Source organism: Agrobacterium sp. ST15.16.024, assembly GCF_027956545.1.
GTDB classification, from domain to species: domain Bacteria; phylum Pseudomonadota; class Alphaproteobacteria; order Rhizobiales; family Rhizobiaceae; genus Agrobacterium; species Agrobacterium cucumeris.
Map to the genome: position 1 here is coordinate 1,530,063 of NZ_JAQKGO010000001.1, position 20,014 is coordinate 1,550,076.

Consider the following 20,014-nt stretch of genomic DNA (forward strand, 5'->3'; position numbering starts at 1 on the left):
CAGCTTCGCCATGGTCGATCACAAATTCTTCTTTCCCCGCACCGCCGTCAGCATCATCGCCATTGGCGATACCGGCGAAGCCCTGCTTCTGAGAGCGGTGCTGGAAAGCCTTGGCGCATCGGTCCGGCTGCATCTTCCCGGCACCCCTGAAGATATTCTGGTGTGCCTGAAACAACCCGACAACCCGCCGCCGTATTTCATCATCAGCGGCCATGGCGATGAAAACGGGCTTGTGGTCGGCGAATTCGACCCTGAAGTGACCCGGATGAAATTGCTGGACGGCAGCATGCCCGCCGAAGCGTTCCTAGGAACTGTCGATCTGCGCGACACCGTTGTTTTCAGCACGGCCTGCTGCACGGGCTCCGGGGCTTTCGCCAAAGCCTTTATCGAGGGCGGTGCAAAAGCCTATGTGGCGTCATCAGGTTATCCAGACGGTGCCGCGACACCGCTGTTCGTGCATCTGTTCTTTTATGAACTGCTCGTCCGCAAATCGCCGCTGGAAGAAGCGCTGAGGCTCGCCAGCCTGCTTGATAGCGATGACGAACTGGCGTTCGAACTCTTCAAGCCACAAACCCCGGAACCATAAGCGGCCGAAACAAAAAAGCGCCGTTTCCGGCGCTTTTCTCTCAATGCGATTTATCAGATCGATGCGGCCCGCGCCTTTGTCGTCACGGCAAACGCCTTCTGCACATAGCTGTCACGATCATAGACGTCGTCGAAGAACTGCACCTTGCCGTCCTTGTCCGGCCAGGCGGTGAAATAGGCGACATAGACCGGGATTTTCACCGGCACCTGCACGGCGCGGTTCTTGCCCGAAGCAATCTGCTCGCCCACCTTATCGACGCTGGTGCCGAGAACCGCAGCCGCCATGCGGCGCGGATCGACCAGACGGATACAACCATGGCTCAGCGCCCGCATGTCGCGGTTGAAGAAGCTCTTGGCCGGTGTGTCATGCATGTAGATGGCATGCGCATTGGGGAACAGGATTTTCAGGTCGCCCAATGCATTGTCACTGCTTGGCGGCTGGCGCACGGAAACGGCGTTGGTCGAGCCATACCAGTTGACGCTGGTGGAGGAGACCGCACGGCCACCCACCTGCACTTCGTAACCCAACCGGTCGAGATAGGACGGATCGCGGCGCAGCTTCGGCAGCATCTCGTTGACGATGATCGACTGCGGCACGCCCCAATAGGGATTGAACTCGACAGTCTGGATTTCGTCCTGGAAGAAATAGGTCTGGTTGGCCTTGGAGCCGACGACCACCTTCATGCCGAACTGTTCCACGCCATCATTGTGGTAATAGGCCATGAAAGCCGGCTGGTTGATGAGGACGTAACGCTGGCCGAGATCGGCCGGCAGCCAGCGGATCTGCTCCATGGCCACCTGCACCTTGGCGATCTTCGCCTCGTTGCTTTCGCCAACCATGGCGCGAACGGTGGCGCGACCGATGACGCCATCCGGCTTGAGGCCGTTTTCGCTCTGGAACGCCTTCACCAGATCGACGAGATCAGGCGTATAGTCCTGCGTCTGCTGGTAACCCGAAATGATCGCCGCATGTTCGGCCTTGAAGGCCGGCGAAGCGCGATGTTCGATCGCCTTGACCACATTGGCCATGTCGGCGCTGCTGTTGCCGGGCTTCAGCACCAGATCGGCGGGAACGCGGACGGTATGAGCCGCATCGCCCTCACCGCGCAGCCGGGCCAGATCAGCCTTCAGCGCCTGATATTCGGCACTCGATGGTTCGCGGCTGCGCAGATAGGCAGCGACATCGGGGCTGAGGCCCGCAAGCTTCAGCACCGGCGCGAGGTTTACCGTCTTGCGCTTGAAATCATGGTAACCGGAGAGCCGGTTCGGATCGACACGGCCGCGGGTCGTATCCTGCACATAGGCCAGAACCTTGGCAGACAGCCCCAGTTCGAACCGCATCTGCGCGCGCTGATAGGCGTCGGAGGTCGATGCCGATGCCGTTTCCACCGGTGTACCGGTTGCCGTCGTGCCCGTGGCATTGCTGCTGATGCTGGCGGTCACATCCTTTGCCGGTGCGGAAATGCTGTAATCGGCCGGATCAAGGCCGCTTTCGCCAACCGTCTCGAAGAAGGCGATGACGGCGTTGGCACGCTCGGTCAGCTCGCCGCCGGAAACCCACAGCGTCTTGCCGCCGGCGCCGTAATAGGCTTCCAGTGCCTTGGCGATTTCAGGCGTGGCGCTGAACTTCAGATTGGCGAGATCGTCACTGAAATTGGCCGTGTTCACGGCGCGGGCGGTATCCGCCTTGTAGTCGTAATAACGCGGGCCGGAAACGCGCGGCAGGGGCTCGGGATCGGAAGCATCGGCGCTCGGTCCTGAAACCGACGGCGAGGTGACGATACCGGCTGGCGGCAACTCACCACGGTCACGCGCAACCTTGCCCGGGCCGCCGCGCAGAAGGTCCATCAGCGTTACCGCACCGGCGCTGCCGGGAAGAGCGGTGGAAACGGAAAGACCGAGAACCAGCACCAGCGCTGCCGATGTTTTTCCAGATGTGACTTGCAATTTGATCCTCGTAGCACCCAGCACCGCCAGGAAAACGGCGGGCATCAGTTTCATGCCTGTCTAGCCGATCAACGGCCCGTTGAAAAGAAACGCCCAAAGTTCACAACCGTGCCGAAATGAACCTTATGATACAGCCAAAGCCATAAAAACGTAATTTCCAGAATTGGCGAGAATGGTTAAATTTCTATTTATTTCATTCACTTTGCCGTGGCTCCCAGCACCACCCACATGCCACCGAAAGCCCGGTTTTCCCGTCATTTCGCGACGTAGTAAAAATGCCACGCCGGTTCGTTTTTCACCCCGGCCCTGCGCTCGTGTCGAAATCGCTCCAACGCGGCGGGAAATATCTGCCTCTGCCGCATTGCAGCGCTTTCATTGCCGGCGCGATGATTCTATATATCGGCCGCGCAAGGCGGGCGAAGGCGCCGTTTTGGCGGAGGAACACGAGTAAAAAGGCAAGATTGATGACAGCCACACGGACGGAAACCGATACATTTGGACCCATTGAAGTTCAGGCCGATCGCTATTGGGGCGCGCAGGCGCAGCGCTCGCTCGGCAACTTCAAGATCGGCTGGGAAAAGCAGCCCGCCTCTGTCGTTCGTGCGCTGGGCATCGTCAAGCAGGCTGCAGCCCGCGCCAACATGGCGCTGGCCGGTCTCGACCCCAAGGTCGGCGACGCCATCATTGCCGCCGCACAGGAAGTCATCGACGGCAAGCTGACCGAGCATTTCCCGCTCGTCGTCTGGCAGACCGGCTCCGGCACCCAGTCCAACATGAATGCCAATGAGGTGATTTCCAACCGTGCAATCGAAATGCTCGGCGGCGAAATGGGCACCAAGAAGCCCGTTCACCCCAATGACCACGTCAATATGAGCCAGTCCTCGAACGACACCTACCCGACGGCGATGCACATCGCCTGCGTGGAAGAGATCGTTCACCACCTGCTGCCCGCCCTCAAGCACCTGCACAAGGCGCTGGAAGCCAAGGTCAAGCAGTTCGAGAAGATCATCAAGATCGGCCGTACCCACACGCAAGATGCGACCCCGCTGACGCTCGGCCAGGAATTCTCCGGCTATGCCGCGCAGGTCGCCTCCGCCATCGCCAACATTGAAACCACCCTGCCCGCGCTTTCCAAGCTCGCCCAGGGCGGCACGGCCGTCGGCACGGGCCTCAACGCTCCCATCGGTTTTGCTGAAAAGGTTGCCGACGAGATTTCCAAGATCACCGGCCTTTCCTTCGTCACCGCGCCGAACAAGTTCGAAGCGCTCGCCTCGCATGATTCCATGGTCTTCTCGCATGGCGCGATCAATGCGGCTGCCGCTGCACTCTTCAAGATCGCCAACGACATCCGCTTCCTCGGTTCAGGCCCGCGCGCCGGTCTCGGTGAATTGTCACTGCCGGAAAACGAGCCCGGCTCGTCGATCATGCCGGGCAAGGTCAACCCCACCCAGTCGGAAGCACTGACCCAGGTCTGCGCCCACATCTTCGGCAACAATGCGGCGCTCTCGTTTGCCGGCTCGCAGGGCCACTTCGAGCTCAACGTCTATAACCCGATGATGGCCTACAACTTCCTGCAATCGGTCCAGCTTCTGGGCGATGCCGCCGTCTCCTTCACCGACAACTGCGTCGTCGGCATCGAGGCCCGCGAAGACAATATCAGGAAGGGCGTCGAAAACTCGCTGATGCTGGTGACGGCGCTGAACGGCAAGCTTGGTTACGACATCTGCGCCAAGATCGCCAAGACCGCGCACAAGAACGGCACGACGCTGCGCGAAGAAACCGTTGGTGGTGGATACCTCACCAACGAGGAATTCGACCAGTTCGTACGCCCGGAAAACATGATCGGCCCGAAATAAGCCGGTCAGATGCAACGGACATGGAAACGGGCCTTCGGGCCCGTTTTTGTTTGTTCGATTGACACGCCGCAGGCCGGCCGTGACATCGCTGGCGCGAACCGGAATATCCGGTTGCCTCCATATTGTCCTGTTGGCTTTTTATATCGGCCTCATAAACTGCTCTTCTGGGGAATACCTGATCCAAATGCGCGATGAGGATGATGTCATGATCTGCCGCCGCAGCCTGCTTCTTGCGGGTGCATTCCTCGCAACAGCGATGAAAGTTCCCAACCTGTTTGCTGAGAACAATCGATCTCGCATTGCCCTCTGGCCCGGCCTGCCTCCCGGTGGCGGCGGCCCTGACGGCCCTGCGGAAATCAGCAAAAAAGGCGCAGTCACCAATATCGCCGTACCAAGCCTTGAGATATTTGCCCCTGACAGGCCCAATGCGTCCGCAATGATCATAGCCGGTGGTGGCGGATATAAACGCATAGAGGAAGGCAAGGAATCCTATCCCGCTGCACGCTGGCTCGCGGCCAGAGGCATTTACGCTTTTGTCCTCAGCTACCGCCTGCCAATTGAAGCATGGGCCGCCGGGCCGCTCGCACCGCTCCAGGATGCGCAGCGCGCATTTCGTCTGGTGCGTGCACGCGCCCCGGACTGGCAGATCGATCCGCACAGGATCGGCGCGCTCGGCTTTTCTGCTGGCGGGCACTTGATGGGGCTCGCCGCTGCCCGTTCAGCTTTTACATCTTACGAAGGCATCGATGACATCGACAGGCAATCAGCCCGGCCGGATGTCGCAGCGCTGATCTATCCGGTCATCACGCTTGCAGCTCCCTATGACCACACATCAACCCGCAGATCGCTTGTCGGCAGGCATCCGGCAGATGAAGCAACGCGGCAATGGTCGGTGGAAAGTCACGTGAGCAAAGACTGCCCTCCGGTCTTCCTAACACAGGCGGATGATGATCGGATTTCCAATCCCGCCAACAGCCGTATCATGCAAGAGGCCTGTGAAAAGGCTGGTGTGGATGTTGAACTTCATCCAATCGCATCCGGCGGCCACGGCTTTGGCATGGGCAAGGCCGGCACCCCATCGGAAAAGTGGCCAAGCTGGTACGAGGCGTGGTTGCGGAGACAGAACTTTCTGGCATGAGGCAGCCCGGCGATCCACCGCACCGTGCATCTTCGGACTAGTTGTACCCTCTCCTCCGTCATCCTCGGGTCAAGCCCGAGGATGACGGAGCAAGACGCATCGTCGAAACTTTGGCGGTGGGTGCGTGCACGAAAAAAAGGGCCGCTGTCGCGACCCTTTTCATATTCTTCAAACCATCAAACCAGCCGGCTCTGCTCCACCGCCGCTTCAACGAAGCTGGCGAAAAGCGGATGCGGGTCGAGCGGGCGGCTCTTCAGTTCCGGGTGATACTGAACGCCGATGAACCACGGATGATCAGGATATTCCACCGTTTCCGGCAGCACACCATCCGGAGACATGCCCGAGAAGACGAGGCCGCATTCTTCCAGCCGATCCTTGTAGTCCACATTCACCTCGTAGCGGTGACGGTGGCGCTCGGAAATATCCGTGGTGCCGTAGATATCGGCGATCTTGGTGTCTTTCTTCAGCGCCGCCTTGTAAGCGCCAAGACGCATCGTGCCACCGAGATCGCCCTTGGAGGAACGCTTCTCCAGCTCGTTGCCCTTCACCCATTCGGTCATCAGGCCAACAACAGGCTCGGACGTCGGGCCAAATTCGGTCGAGGAGGCATTTTCAATGCCGGCGAGATGCCGGGCCGCTTCCACGACTGCCATCTGCATGCCGAAGCAGATGCCGAAATAGGGCACATTGCGCTCACGCGCAAACTGCGCCGCCATGATCTTGCCTTCCGAACCGCGCTCGCCGAAGCCGCCGGGCACCAGAATGCCGTTGACCTTTTCGAGATAGGGCGTCGGATCTTCCTTTTCGAAGACCTCCGACTCGATCCATTCCAGCTTGACCTTGACGCGGTTGGCGAAGCCACCGTGATGCAGCGCCTCGATCAGCGACTTATAGGCATCCTTGAGGCCGGTATATTTACCGACGATCGCAATCGTCACTTCGCCTTCCGGCGTGCGGATACGGTTGCAAACCTCTTCCCACTGTTCCAGGCGCGGCTTCGGCGCCGGCTCGATGCCGAACGCGGCCAGCACTTCCGAATCGAGGCCTTCCTTGTGGTAGGCAATTGGAACGTCATAGATATTCGCCACATCCAGCGCCTGGATGACGGCGGAAGGACGCACGTTGCAGAACAGCGAAAGCTTGCGGCGTTCGGCTTCCGGAATTTCCCGGTCGGCGCGCACCAGCAGGATGTCGGGATGAATGCCGAGCGCCTGCAGTTCCTTGACGGAATGCTGGGTCGGCTTGGTCTTCAATTCGCCAGCCGCCGGAATATAGGGCATCAGTGTCAGGTGAAGATAGATCGCCGTGCCGCGCGGCAGGTCGTTGCCGAGCTGACGGATCGCTTCCATGAACGGCATCGCCTCGATGTCACCCACCGTGCCGCCGATCTCGCAGATGACGAAGTCGTAATCGTCATTGCCTTCGATCACGAAATCCTTGATCTCGTTGGTGACATGCGGAATGACCTGAACCGTTGCGCCGAGATAATCGCCGCGCCGTTCCTTGTCGATGATGTTCTTGTAGATTCGACCGGTGGTGATGTTGTCGGTCTTGGTGGCCGAACGCCCGGTAAAGCGTTCATAGTGGCCAAGGTCGAGGTCCGTCTCGGCACCGTCATCCGTCACGAACACTTCGCCGTGCTGTGTCGGGCTCATGGTGCCAGGATCAACGTTCAGATAGGGGTCGAGTTTGCGAAGCCGCACCCGATAACCACGGGATTGCAGCAAAGCTCCGAGTGCCGCAGCTGCGATGCCCTTACCGAGAGAGGAGACCACGCCGCCTGTGATGAATACATATCGCGCCATGGGATTCACCGGATACCTTTTTACCTCTGATTCCGCCAGCCCAAATTTCATGCTGTTACAAATTCGCTGTTGACGAATGTGTAATTCAACTGGCCGGAATACGAACAAAAGAAAACCGGCAGGCTTTTGGCCTGCCGGAGCGTTAAATCAGAACCGGGCTTATTGACCGGTCGGAACTGCGTTCGGATCGGCGGGCTGCGCCGGTGCCGGAGCGGCCGTGCCGGAAGCGGCCGGAGCCGTCTGTGCGGGTGCGGCTGCGCCACTATTGGTCGGAACGCCATTTCCAGCCGGAGCCGGTGTTGCGGGCGTCGTTGCCGGGCCGAGCGTGTCGAGAATGCCGTTGCCCTGGCCCTGTGTGGCCGGAATACGGTTCAGGATGTCGGTCGGGCGCGATTCGTAGCGGGTCATAAGACCAAGGCCGAGCGACGTCAGGAAGAACAGCGCGGCGAGGATCCCCGTCGTGCGGGTCAACGCATTGGCCGTTCCGCGCGCGGACATGAAGCCCGAACCGCCGCCGATACCGAGGCCGCCGCCTTCGGAACGCTGGATCAGGACCACGCCGACAAGCGCCAGCACGATCATGAGGTGAATAACAATCAAAACGGTCTGCATGACAATCCATTCCATGCCCCGCGCGGAGCACTACAAAGAAGGTTTCGCGGCTCTTTACATGAGGCGAAGGTTTATTCCAAGCCCCTTTCCAACCCCTGTGACAGGAAAGCTGGTCTCAGGCCGTCAGTTGCTCATATGCCGCATAGATGGAAAGGAAGTCCGAGGCTTTCAAGCTGGCGCCGCCGATCAGCGCGCCATCGACGTTTTCAACGCCCATCAGTTCCAGCGCATTGGCGGGCTTCACCGAACCGCCATAGAGAATGCGCATGGTCTTGCCGGCTTCGCCGAAGCGCTTGACGAGCTCGTCGCGCATGAAGGCATGGGCCTCGCGCACGTCCTGCGTGGTGGGTGTGAGACCGGTGCCGATCGCCCAGACAGGCTCATAGGCGATGACGGTATTTTCAGCCGTCGCTTCATCCGGCAGCGAGCCGGCTAGCTGGCGCTTGAGAATATCGAGCGTCTGGCCAGCCTTGCGCTCATCGGCGGTCTCGCCAATGCAGACGATGGCGATGAGATCGGCCTGATGGGCAGCAACGGCTTTGGCGCGTACCAAATGATCCGTCTCGGCGTGATCGGTGCGGCGCTCGGAATGGCCGACGATGACATGGGTGCCGAAGCAGTCGGCAATCATTTCGGCAGAAATATCGCCGGTATGTGCGCCGGATGCATTCTGATGGCAATCCTGTCCACCGATCATCAGCGGGCTGTCATCGCACAGCGCCGTTGCCACATAAAGCAGCGTCGAGGGTGGGCAGATCAGCGCATCCACCTTCTCGGACAGCGCGCCCTTGACGCCCTCTGCCATGGCCTTGATCTGATCGAGCGAGGCACGCGTGCCGTTCATCTTCCAGTTTCCGGCAACAAGCGGTCGAACATTCGGCGTCATGCGTATCCCATTCCCTTTGTCTCGAGGCTGCCGCCTTTGGCAGCACCCCTTCCCTCAGCCGTCTCACGGCCCATAATCGCGACAGAAACACTGCCGGAAATCCCGGGATATTCCTTTAAACGGCCCCGGCGATAAATGGTACAAAAAAGCGGTCCGAAGGTTCAAAACGACGGCCAATTTCTGAAAATTCGCCACCGCTGACCCAAAACAGCGGCCTCAGCGACTTAAAATCCAGTTCAAAACCGCCCGCCAGTCGGTCATGCGCACCGGCGTTCCGTGACTGCCGGTCTCGAACCGCGTAAACCGCGCCGGCTCCCCGGCCTTCAGCAATGCACGAAAGATCGTCGCTTGGCTGTCGGCGGAATAGACCTTGTCAGCACTGCCATGGGTGAACCAGACCGGTTTCTTCGCTTTGGCAAAGGCGCTTTTCGGAAAATCGGGATCGACCGCACCGCCAAGGATCGCCATACCCTTGAGATTGGTGACCGCGACCTTGTCGCGGCTGATGCCATAACAGATGAAACTGCCCATCGAGGCGCAGGTGAGCACGACAGGCTTTCCGCCCGACTTTTTGGCCGCATCGGCAATCAGCGCCGCAACATCGGCAACGCCGTTTTCATCGAAGGAGCGCACGCTCGGCACATAATAGGTTCCGCCATTGGCCACAGCGAGGTTTTTCAGCCGGTTGAAATTGCCGCCGAACGTATAGTCGTTCATGCCGAGCCGCCGGTCGCCGCCGCGTCCATGGATGAAGATGACCGTGAAGGCCTGCCCGCTTGCCGGCCCGACGCGGCCGACCTCAAGCGCCCTGCCCTCAACCGACACCGTTTCCAGCGCCTGCGCCTTCTTCGGCGTCATATCCACATATTGCCGCTTCACCCGCCGCTCCGGCACCTCGTCGCGGCCGTTGATGTCGCGCATCTCCTGATAATCGATGACTTCCGACGCGCCGCCATCTCCGGTGGAAAGCACCGTCTGGCTGGAAAACAGCTCGTCCTTGAAGGGTCGCAGCGGCCCATCGGCAGCGGAAGCAGCGCCCGGCATCACCGCAACAGTCAGGCAGAAAAGAGTACAAAACGTGAAATGAGCTGTGGACATGACTTGGTTAACCGTTCATTCGTGGCTGCGAGACTTGCCATCACAAAGGCGGCGGCGCAATCCTCCTGTTGCGAAACCCTGACATGGGTCTTGGCGTATGGCGCGCCGCGTTCGGCCACATGGCTTACACGTTTGGCGCTATAATCGCCTCATATACAAAATGATTCGCCTGGCGAAATTCTGACGACACTATTTTTGAACCTTGGACATGATGGACGACAGCAACGATCTCTTCTCCGGTCTTCCGGCGGCACAAAACAGCGAAACGGAAACGAACGAGGACGCGGGCAAACCCGTGAAGGCCCCGGCGACCGCAGCCGCGAATGTGAACGTGCAGCCGAAACCCGCAGCCGTTGCGGCCGTCACGCCGCCTGCCCCGCCCGCGCCCGTGTCTCCTTCCGGTGACGACTACGGCGCTTCCTCGATCCGCGTGCTCGAAGGGCTGGAGCCGGTGCGCATGCGTCCCGGCATGTATATTGGCGGCACCGATGAAAAGGCGCTGCACCACCTGTTTGCCGAAGTCATCGACAACTCCATGGACGAGGCCGTCGCCGGCCACGCCAATTTCATCGAGGTTCATCTCGACGCCGAAGGTTTTCTGACGGTCACTGATAACGGCCGCGGCATTCCCGTGGAAAACCATCCGCAGGTTCCCGGAAAATCCACGCTCGAAGTCATCATGACCAAGCTGCATGCCGGCGGCAAGTTCGACGGCAAGGCCTATGAGACATCGGGCGGTCTGCACGGCGTCGGCGTATCCGTGGTCAATGCGCTTTCCGATCTTCTCGAAGTGGAAGTGGCGCGTAACCGCAAGCTTTATCGCCAGCGCTTCTCGCGCGGCGCGCCGATTGGCGGACTTGAGGAACTGGGCGACGTGCACAACCGCCGCGGCACCCGCGTGCGTTTCCATCCCGATCCGCAGATCTTCGGTGATCATGCCAAGTTCGAACCGGCCCGCATCTTCCGCATGGCCCGGTCCAAGGCCTATCTCTTCGGCGGCGTTGAAATCCGCTGGAGCTGTGATCCCGGCATGGTGCCGGCCGGTGGTGAAATCCCCGAAAAAGCCGTGTTCCATTTCCCCGGCGGCCTCAAGGACTACCTCGCCGCCACGCTCGGCAAGGAATTCACCGTCACCCGCGAGATTTTCTCCGGCCGCACCGAAAAGACCGGCGGCCACGGCGCGCTGGAATGGGCTGTCACCTGGTATGGCGGCGACACGCAGATCCATTCCTATTGCAACACCATTCCGACACCCGAAGGCGGCACGCATGAGGCCGGTTTTCGTATTGCGCTCACCAAGGGCCTGAAGAATTATGCCGAACTGACGCAAAACAAGCGCGCCAAGGACATCACCACCGATGACGTGATGATTTCGGCGGCCGGCATGCTCTCCGTCTTCATCCGCGAGCCGGAATTCGTCGGCCAGACCAAGGACAAGCTGGCAACCGTCGAGGCCCAGCGCATCGTTGAAAATGCGCTGCGCGATCCCTTCGACCATTATCTCGCCGGCAATCCGGGTGAAGCGGACAAGCTGCTCGACTGGGTGATCGAGCGCGCTGAAGAGCGCCTGCGCCGTCGCAAGGAAAAGGAAGTCAACCGCAAGACCGCCGTGCGCAAGCTGCGCCTGCCCGGCAAGCTGGCGGATTGCGCCCAGAACACGGCCGAAAATGCCGAACTCTTTATCGTCGAGGGTGACTCGGCTGGCGGCTCGGCCAAGCAGGCGCGCAACCGCGCCAACCAGGCCATCCTGCCGCTGCGCGGTAAGATCCTCAACGTCGGCAGCGCCAGCCGTGAAAAGCTCTCCGCCAACCAGCAGATCGCCGATCTCATTCAGGCGCTCGGTTGCGGCACCCGCACGAAATATCGCGAAGAGGATCTGCGGTATGAGCGCATCATCATCATGACCGATGCCGATGTCGACGGCGCCCATATCGCCTCGCTGCTTATCACCTTCTTTTATCAGGAAATGCCGGAACTCATTCGCGGCAACCATCTCTATCTGGCCGTGCCGCCGCTTTATGTCATCCGTCAGGGTGCCAAGAGCGCCTATGCCCGCGACGACGCGCACCGCGCCGAGCTGATGGAAACCGTCTTCAAGGGCAAGAAGGTCGAAATCGGCCGCTTCAAAGGCCTTGGCGAAATGATGGCGCAGCAGCTGAAGGAAACCACCATGGATCCCGAAAAGCGCACCCTGCTGCGCGTCGAGATCGACGACGTGGATTTCGAAGGCACCCGCGAAGCCGTCGACAATCTGATGGGCACCAAGGCCGATGCCCGCTTCCGCTTCATTCAGGAACGGGCGGCCTTTGCGGATAATCTGGATATCTGATTATCCAGACGGCCCCTTGAAAGGCAGCGCCCCGCGCTGCCTTTTGCGTTGATGCGGAGGAAACATCATGCGGATAGTGCTGACGGGCAGCTCCGGCCGGGTCGGCCGCGCGATTTTCAATGCGCTGGCCGGCCGGCACGATGTCACGGGCATAGACCGCTCTCCCTTTTCCACAACCCATATCGTCGGCGATTTCGCCGACAGGGTGCTTCTGCAGAGAGCTTTCGAGCGGGCTGATGCGGTAATCCATACCGCGGCCCTTCATGCCCCGCATGTCGGCTGCGTGCCAGACTCCGAGTTTCAGCGTATCAATGTCGACGGCACCCACATGGTCGCGGAAGCGGCAATGGCCGCAGGCATTGAGCGGCTGGTCTTCACCAGCACCACGGCGCTCTACGGACACGCGGTTTCAGCGGGGTGCTGCACCTTTATCGATGAAGACACCCCGCCCCAGCCAAAAAGCATCTATCACCGTACGAAGCTCGAAGCCGAGCATCTGCTTAAAGAAATGGCCAGCCCGCGTCTCGCCGTGCGCGTGCTGCGCATGTCCAGAAGTTTCCCGGAGCCCGCTGACGTAATGGCCGCCTATCGGCTGCATCGCGGCGTCGACATCCGGGATGTCGCTGATGCTCATGCACTGGCACTCGGCAACGCGGGAGAAAGTTTCCAGCGCTATATCATATCGGCAGCCACCCCGCTTTCCGCTGATGATTGCGACGCCCTCGCCAGGGATGCGCCTTCCGTTTTCCGGCAGCGGACCCCGGCCCTTGCAGACGCGTTCGCGCGGGAGGGTTGGGCGCTGCCGATGACCATTGATCGGATCTATGCACCCGCCCGCGCTGCACAGGGGCTTGGCTGGACATCCCGGTTCGGCTTCGAGGACGTATTGGCCGGGCTTGCCCGGCGCAGCCTGGAAGTCCTGCCTGTAGGCGCCAGCATCAGCAGAAAATCCGAGTAAGCGCCGGCCTTATGCCGCAGCATCCTCGCGAACCCCGAGAATACGGTCGATCAATCCCCACTCCAGAGCCTGTTCCGCCGTCATGAAAAAATCCCGGTCCATGGCCGCTTCGAATTTTTCATAGCCGTGTTTGCAATGTTCGGAATAAAGCCGCGTCATGCGGTGCTTGGTCAGCCGCATCTCCTCGGCATGGATCAACATGTCCGAAGCCTGCCCTTGAAAGCCGCCCAGCGGCTGGTGAATGTGGATGCTGGCATTGGGAAGCGCCGTGCGCTCACCCGGTTCACCCGCCATCAGCAGAAACGATCCCATGGAACGGGCCGTTCCCATGCACAGTGTATGAACCGGGGCGCGGATGTAATGCATGGTGTCATACATTGCCAGACCACTGGTCACCACGCCGCCGGGCGAATTGATATAGAGATGGATCGGCTTCTTCGGGTTCTCCGCCTCCAGAAACAGCAATTGCGCGCAGACCAGCGCGGAAACTGTATCGTTGACCTCTCCGTTGAGGAAAATGATCCTTTCCCGCAACAGGCGGGAATAGATGTCGAAAGACCGTTCTCCCCTTGAGGATTGTTCGACTACCATGGGGACGAGTTGCATCGCTTCGCGCATCGGCGAACTCCTGTGTCTGAAAATGTCGGGGAACGTGCCTGTCAGGCGGCGAGCTTGATCGGCGAACCGTTGTGGTTGGCGGCCGCCTTTACCACCCGTGTGGGCTTGATGGCGGGCATATCATGAATGATCCGCAGGCTGGTGCCGCCACGGTCATTCGATGCGATCGTGAAGGTGACGGTGCTTTCCAGAAAGGGCGGATTATCGTCGCGCAGCCTGTAGCGCACCTCCTCGCCGGGCTTGCTGTCGATTGCTTCCGGTTCCGCCAGAGCCTCTGCCGGCAACCATATGGCGCGAAACGCCGGAATGCTGATCGCCCGCCACACCTTCTGCGGTGGTTCGTCGAGATCATATTCAAGCTCGATGGCATCAGAAGATGCCGGTTTTTGCCTGTTCATTGATCCATATCCTTCAGCAGCAGCTTCAGAGCTTCGATACGCTGTGGCCAATAGGCGCGGTATTTGCCAAGCCACGCCGCAATGCGCGTCAATCCGTCCGGATCGACCTCGTAATTGACGAAACGGCCCTGTCGCCGTTCCACCACAAGCCCGGCCCCCCGCAGCACCGAAAGATGCTGCGACATGGCCGGCTGGCTGATGTCGATGCCTTCGCGCAGCGCGGAAGCATTCATGGCGCCATCCGCCAGCTTTTCAAAAATGGCACGGCGCGTGGGGTCAGCCAGCGCCCGGAAAATATCATTCTCAGTCATGACCAACACATAAGCACGTACTTATGTGACTCACAAGCCTCACCCGTTCACGAGCACCATATTTTTCGTCCCCGCATTACCCTGGCAGTGAACGCTTTACCCCCTCGCGCGTTTGCATCGCGCCTGATATCTTCGGGCCGGGAGCGATAAAAACCAGTGACTGCATTTACGGCCTTCATCATCATTCTTCTCATCCTCATTGGGCCGAGCCTGTTTGTCGTCATCGGTAAACAGCGGGAAAAGGCCATTCCCAAACGCCCCTCCACCGCCCTTCCCGTTGACGAAGATGAAACGGCGCTGGACCGCCACTGGCAGTCGATCAGGAACGGCTGGAACGAGAAGAATGCGCTTTGCCTGCTGCATTCCAACCTCGATGCCTTTGCCGTGCGCGTGGCGGCGACACGCGCCGCCGGGCGCAGCCTCGACCTTATGTATTACATGTGGAATGCCGACCTGACCGGACGGCTGATGATGCGCGAAGTCATCATCGCCGCCGATCGCGGCGTGCGCGTGCGCCTGCTTCTCGACGACCTCGGCGTCTCCATGTCCGACCGCATCTTCCACGCCATCGACAGCCATCCCAATATCGAACTCAGGCTGTTCAATCCCACAAGGGCACGGGAAAACATCCTGCATCGCAGCCTCGAACTGGTGCTGCGCTTTCGAAGCGTCAACCGGCGTATGCACAACAAGGCATGGATTGCCGACGGGAGGGCAGTGATCGTCGGTGGTCGCAATATCGGTGATGCCTATTTCGATGCCGCCGAGCGGGCGAATTTCCACGATTTCGACATTCTCGGTTTCGGCAGGATCGTTGGCGACGCCACCGAAATCTTCGACGATTACTGGAACAGCGCCGTTTCCGTGCCGGTACGCTCGCTGCTGGCACGCAGACCGAACAAGCTTGCCAAATTGCGGCGCGAACTGGATGCCTTGCCGCAAAGTGAAGCCGCCAGACCCTATCTCGAGCGTGTCGAGAGCCAGTACGGCCGCGATCATTTCCTGATGTCGGATCGCCTGCACTGGGTAGATACCGCAGATGTGCTGGCCGATCCGCCGGAGAAAGCAGCCGGGAAACGCCGCAAGGGCCATAATTTCCTCATGGAGAGCCTGCTACCGCTGATGCAGGCCGCAGGCGAGAGCCTACACATCACCTCCCCTTATTTCATTCCCGGCAAACAGGGCGTGGAGATTTTTCTCGATCTTGCAGAACGCGGCGTGTCTCTCGCCATCCTCACCAATTCCCTGGCCGCAACCGATGTCGCCGCCGTCCACGCCGGTTATGCCCGCTATCGAAAGCCGCTTCTATTGGGTGGGGTGCGCCTGCATGAATTGCGCTCCCAGGCCGACCAGGGCAGCTTCACCCTGCGCGGTTCGGGACAGGCGAGCCTGCACACCAAGGCCTTCACCCGCGACGGCAAGACCGGCTATATCGGCTCGCTCAATTTCGACCCGCGCTCCGCCTCGCTCAACACGGAAATGGGCGTTGTTTTCAATTCGCCACCGCTGGTGGCCCGCATGGACGAAATATTCACCGAAGAAATCCGCCGCACGATGAGTTTCGAACTCGACGTCGATAACGGCAAACGCATCGTCTGGATGACGGAAGAACAGGGCCAGCCGAAGACCTACCGGCGCGAACCGGACGCGGCCATCAGCCGGCGGATCATCGCCGGCATCATGCGTTTCCTGCCGCTTGAATCACAGCTTTGACGAAAGAAGGCCTCGCTCAGGCCGCCGGCCTCACCCCGGCCTTGGCCAGCTGTATCTGCACCAGCGTATCGAGGTTCTGGTTGACGCGACAATAAAATTCCTCGTCGATGAAGGGCCGCAGCATGAAATCATTGCCGCCCGCCTTCAAGAACCGCGCCGACAAAAGCCTGTTGGTGGAGGACGACACGCCGATGATGCGCAGCTCATGCGAGCCACGCACGGTGCGGACGCGCCGCGTCAGTTCGAAACCATCAATGTCTGGCATGTTGTAGTCTGTGACCACAAGGCCGATATCGGGATTGGCCTTGAGGATTTCCAGCGCCTTCGCACCGCTGTCGGCAAGGCTGACGCGGAAGTTATATCGCTTGAGGCGGCTCGACAGCAGCGCCCGCGCCGTCGGGCTGTCATCGACGATCAGCACATGGTGGCGGTGGTTGGTGAGGAACCGGCAGACCGATTCCGTCAGCATGTCCACGGCGAAAATATTGTCCTTCAGGATGTAATCGACCACATCCTTGGCGATCAGCGTCTCGCGCGTCGCCTCATGGAATGTGCTGGTAAAAACGATGGTCGGGATCGAAAGATCGATCAGATATTCCAGCGCCTCACCCTTTTCCGCCCCCGGCAGGTTGATGTTGGAAATCGCCAGCGTCACCGGTTCTGGAGAATGTTCGTAACAGGCCTGCAACTCTTCGAAAGAACGGCATACCTCCACGGAAACGCCCAGCATTTCCTTGAGCCGCATGCTCACCATCTGGGTGAACACATTGCTGTCTTCCGCCAGTAAAATGCGGTTGTTGGTAAAAGGCACGCCAGAATATTGCATGCCCGTAATGCCCAGGAAATTCATTCTGCCCCGATCCCCCATCGTATGTGAGGAAAACATATCAGGTGCATTTTTCAGAATGATTAATAGCACTTTTGCAGGAAAGGAATGCAAGCATATGCTTACCTAAACGGAAATACGGCCCACAAGGGGCCGCATTCCAGCTTCGGGAGGGGATGGTCTCAGGCGCGCAGCAGCGCATTTTCCGTATCGAAGGGGCTCTCTTCCACCACCTCGGCATCGTAGAGCGTGCCGAGAATGCGGATCTTCAGCTTGGTGCCAACCGCCGCATATTCCGGCTTGAGCATGGCGAGCGCAATCGACTTGCCGAGACGCCAGCCGAAGCCGCCGCTGGTGACACGGCCGGCAAGATTGCCGTTTTCATCGGAGATCGCTTCCGAGCCGCGCGCGTCGACATCCGTATTGCCCGATACCGTCAGCGTCGAAAACACCGATTTCAGACCGGCTTCCTTGTAGGCCACCAGCGCATCGCGGCCGATGAAGGATTTTTCCGGGCGCAGGAAGCGGTCGAGACCGGATTCATAGGCGTTATATTCCACCGAAAGCTCGCGGCCCATGTTGCGATAGGACTTTTCGAGCGACATGGACACCATGGCCCGGATGCCGAATGGCTTGATGCCGAATTCCGCGCCTGCCTCCATCAGCCGATCGAAGATATAATTCTGCATCTCGATCGGATGGTGCAGCTCCCAGCCCAGTTCGCCCACGAAGTTGACGCGCAGTGCATGCGCCGTCGCCACGCCGACGGAAATCTGCTTTGCCGTCAGCCAGGGGAAATCCTTGTTCTCCAGGCTGGTGCGGGTGAGCTTCTTCAACAGATCGCGAGACTTCGGGCCGGCAAGCACCAGCACGCCGTATTTCTGGGTGATCGGCTGCAGCACCACGGAACCGTCGGTCGGCGCAAGGCGGCGCAGCACGTCATGATCGTGGGCCTCAAGACCGCCTGCCGAAACCATATAGAACCGGCCAGGCGCCCATTCATAAACGGTGAACTCCACCTTCACACCGCCATTCGGCGTCAGAAGATGCGTCAGCGCGATGCGGCCGCGCTTCTTCGGCACGATATTGGCCAGAATGCTGTCCAGCCAGGCGCGCGCGCCGGGGCCGGAAACCTCCATCTTGGCGAAGGCCGACATATCAAGCACGCCGACATTGTTGGTGACGTTCTTCACCTCGTTGCCGACATGTTCGAAATAGTTCGAGCGGCGGAACGACCACTTCTCGACAATGCGGCCATCTTCCAGCGGCGGCGCATGGTTATGGCTGGTGATTACATCGGCGCCGACGCCGAGCTCTTCTTCCTTGAGCGCATAACCTTCCGGCGCATACCAGTTGGCGCGCTCCCAGCCGTAGACGGAGCCGAACACGCCGCCGAGCTTTTTCAGACGGTCGTAAACCGGCGTCGTCTTCAAGGGACGGGCGGCGGAACGCTCCTCATCGGGATAATGCATGGTGAAGACGTTGGCATAGGCCTCCTCATTCTTGGCAATGAGGTAACCTTCCGTTGCGTGAGGCCCGAAACGGCGCGGATCGACGCCCATCAGATCAAGTGTCGGCTCGCCATCGACGATCCATTCGGCCAGCTGCCAGCCGGCACCGCCGGCAGCGGTGATGCCGAAGGAATGGCCTTCATTCAGCCAGAAATTCTTGAGGCCCGGTGCGGGACCGACGATCGGATTGCCGTCGGGCGTATAGGCGATCGCGCCATTATAAACCTTCTTGATGCCGACTTCGCCGAAGGCCGGAACGCGCACCATCGCCGTTTCGATATGCGGCATCAGGCGGTCGAGTTCTTCCTGGAACAGTTCATATTCGCTGTCGTCGGAAGGACCATCGACATAACAGACCGGCGCGCCGACTTCATAGGGACCGAGGATCAGGCCGCCGGCCTCCTCGCGCATGTACCAGGCCGAGTCCGATTCACGCAGAACGCCCATTTCCGGCAAGCCCTGACGACGGCGTTCCTGAATGGCCGGATGCGGCTCGGTGACGATATATTGATGCTCGACCGGAATGACCGGAATATCGATACCGACCATCTCGCCGGTCTTGCGGGCAAACGAGCCGGTGCAGGACACTATATGTTCGGCGATGATCTCGCCCTTATCCGTCGTCACCTTCCAGTGACCGTCTTCCGTCTGCTCGATGGCGGTGACGGTGGTATTGCGATAGATCGTCGCTCCACGGTCACGCGCACCCTTGGCCAGCGCCTGCGTGAGGTCTGCCGGCTGGATATAACCATCATCGGGATGCTGGATGGCGCCGAGCAGCCCGTCGGTCTCGCAGAGCGGCCAGATTTCCTTCACCTGCTCCGGCGTCAGCATGTTGACGCGCACGCCGATCGTTTCGGCAATGCCGGCATAATACATATATTCGTCCCAGCGATCCTTGGTGCGGGCGAGACGGATGTTCGAGACCTTGGAAAAGCCGACATTCATGCCGGTCTCTTCCTGCAGCTCCTCATAAAACTTCACGGAATATTTGTGGATCTGGCCCACCGAATAGCTCATGTTGAACAACGGCAGAAGGCCGGCCGCATGCCAGGTGGAGCCCGAGGTCAGCTCCTTGCGCTCGATGAGCACGCTGTCGCTCCAGCCCTTTTTGGCAAGATGATAAAGCGTCGAGACGCCGACCACGCCGCCACCGATCACCACCGCCCGTGCATGTGTCTTCATTTACAGAACCCCTAAAAAGCGCCGGCATTGACTGTCGTGCTGCCAAATCGATGAGGGGAATATGAAGCGCTCCGCTGCGGTTCAGCCGCCTGATTGCGACATGGCCATAGGGTGCTGCGACAGCCGCAAAAATGCCATCGCCGGGGACAGGATTGAGACCGCCGTCGCCTTTTGAAGACGACGGCGGCGAACATATCGGAAAATACCAACCGAGACAGATCAGCTGTCAGCCAACAAC

Annotated in this window: 16 protein-coding genes; 6 read left to right on the plus strand and 10 right to left on the minus strand. The window is 59.8% G+C overall.

Annotated features, from left to right (window positions below; genetic code table 11):
• The first annotated feature begins 10 nt into the window (after positions 1 to 10).
• Positions 11 to 586: a hypothetical protein gene (locus PL640_RS07505; RefSeq protein ID WP_271361281.1), complete on the plus strand. Its 576-nt coding sequence runs from the start codon at positions 11 to 13 to the stop codon at positions 584 to 586.
• 53 nt (positions 587 to 639) lie between these two features.
• Here PL640_RS07505 and PL640_RS07510 read toward each other — a convergent pair whose 3' ends face one another.
• A complete protein-coding gene (locus PL640_RS07510; RefSeq protein ID WP_271361470.1) occupies positions 640 to 2,496 on the minus strand; it encodes a L,D-transpeptidase family protein in 1,857 nt (618 codons plus the stop codon).
• A gap of 500 nt (positions 2,497 to 2,996) precedes the next feature.
• Between PL640_RS07510 and fumC the strand changes: the two genes are divergently transcribed.
• Positions 2,997 to 4,388: a class II fumarate hydratase gene (fumC, locus tag PL640_RS07515; RefSeq protein WP_142839837.1), complete on the plus strand. Its 1,392-nt coding sequence runs from the start codon at positions 2,997 to 2,999 to the stop codon at positions 4,386 to 4,388.
• 205 nt (positions 4,389 to 4,593) lie between these two features.
• A complete protein-coding gene (locus PL640_RS07520; RefSeq protein WP_271361471.1) occupies positions 4,594 to 5,526 on the plus strand; it encodes an alpha/beta hydrolase in 933 nt (310 codons plus the stop codon).
• 176 nt (positions 5,527 to 5,702) lie between these two features.
• Here PL640_RS07520 and PL640_RS07525 read toward each other — a convergent pair whose 3' ends face one another.
• The 4 genes from PL640_RS07525 to PL640_RS07540 all read right to left on the minus strand — a co-directional run bounded on the left by PL640_RS07525 (position 5,703) and on the right by PL640_RS07540 (position 9,927).
• Complete coding sequence (locus tag PL640_RS07525; RefSeq protein ID WP_161991195.1) at positions 5,703 to 7,331, minus strand: CTP synthase; 1,629 nt, start codon at positions 7,329 to 7,331, stop codon at positions 5,703 to 5,705.
• 159 nt (positions 7,332 to 7,490) lie between these two features.
• Positions 7,491 to 7,943, minus strand: a complete 453-nt coding sequence (gene secG / locus PL640_RS07530) for a preprotein translocase subunit SecG (RefSeq protein ID WP_142839840.1) — start codon at positions 7,941 to 7,943, stop codon at positions 7,491 to 7,493.
• Positions 7,944 to 8,058: 115 nt separating this feature from the next.
• Positions 8,059 to 8,829, minus strand: coding sequence for a triose-phosphate isomerase (gene tpiA, locus PL640_RS07535; RefSeq protein ID WP_052818385.1), 771 nt, complete (start codon positions 8,827 to 8,829; stop codon positions 8,059 to 8,061).
• A 216-nt stretch (positions 8,830 to 9,045) separates the two neighbouring features.
• Complete coding sequence (locus tag PL640_RS07540; RefSeq protein ID WP_271361282.1) at positions 9,046 to 9,927, minus strand: alpha/beta fold hydrolase; 882 nt, start codon at positions 9,925 to 9,927, stop codon at positions 9,046 to 9,048.
• 208 nt (positions 9,928 to 10,135) lie between these two features.
• Between PL640_RS07540 and parE the strand changes: the two genes are divergently transcribed.
• Together parE and PL640_RS07550 are read left to right on the plus strand one after the other, a co-directional pair.
• Positions 10,136 to 12,256, plus strand: coding sequence for a DNA topoisomerase IV subunit B (gene parE, locus PL640_RS07545; protein WP_269699646.1), 2,121 nt, complete (start codon positions 10,136 to 10,138; stop codon positions 12,254 to 12,256).
• 67 nt (positions 12,257 to 12,323) lie between these two features.
• Positions 12,324 to 13,214, plus strand: coding sequence for an NAD-dependent epimerase/dehydratase family protein (locus tag PL640_RS07550; protein WP_271361283.1), 891 nt, complete (start codon positions 12,324 to 12,326; stop codon positions 13,212 to 13,214).
• 9 nt (positions 13,215 to 13,223) lie between these two features.
• On the opposite strand, the gene PL640_RS07555 is transcribed toward PL640_RS07550, so the two are convergent.
• From PL640_RS07555 to PL640_RS07565, 3 genes are read right to left on the minus strand one after another with little or no spacing between them, the layout of a single operon-like run.
• Complete coding sequence (locus tag PL640_RS07555) at positions 13,224 to 13,832, minus strand: ATP-dependent Clp protease proteolytic subunit (protein WP_271361284.1); 609 nt, start codon at positions 13,830 to 13,832, stop codon at positions 13,224 to 13,226.
• Between the two features lie 41 nt (positions 13,833 to 13,873).
• On the minus strand, positions 13,874 to 14,230 hold the full coding sequence (locus tag PL640_RS07560) for an SRPBCC family protein (RefSeq protein ID WP_271361285.1): 357 nt from the start codon (positions 14,228 to 14,230) through the stop codon (positions 13,874 to 13,876).
• Positions 14,227 to 14,541: an ArsR/SmtB family transcription factor gene (locus PL640_RS07565; RefSeq protein ID WP_052819817.1), complete on the minus strand. Its 315-nt coding sequence runs from the start codon at positions 14,539 to 14,541 to the stop codon at positions 14,227 to 14,229. Before PL640_RS07565 ends, PL640_RS07560 begins: the two co-directional genes overlap by 4 nt.
• 156 nt (positions 14,542 to 14,697) lie before the next feature.
• Between PL640_RS07565 and PL640_RS07570 the strand changes: the two genes are divergently transcribed.
• Positions 14,698 to 16,254 carry a phospholipase D family protein gene (locus tag PL640_RS07570; RefSeq protein WP_271361286.1) on the plus strand — a complete coding sequence of 519 codons (1,557 nt, stop codon included), beginning with the start codon at positions 14,698 to 14,700 and terminating at the stop codon, positions 16,252 to 16,254.
• A gap of 16 nt (positions 16,255 to 16,270) precedes the next feature.
• On the opposite strand, the gene PL640_RS07575 is transcribed toward PL640_RS07570, so the two are convergent.
• Complete coding sequence (locus tag PL640_RS07575) at positions 16,271 to 17,104, minus strand: response regulator (protein ID WP_271361287.1); 834 nt, start codon at positions 17,102 to 17,104, stop codon at positions 16,271 to 16,273.
• Between the two features lie 158 nt (positions 17,105 to 17,262).
• Positions 17,263 to 19,776, minus strand: coding sequence for a GcvT family protein (locus PL640_RS07580; RefSeq protein WP_142839846.1), 2,514 nt, complete (start codon positions 19,774 to 19,776; stop codon positions 17,263 to 17,265).
• Between the last annotated feature and the right edge of the window lie 238 nt (positions 19,777 to 20,014).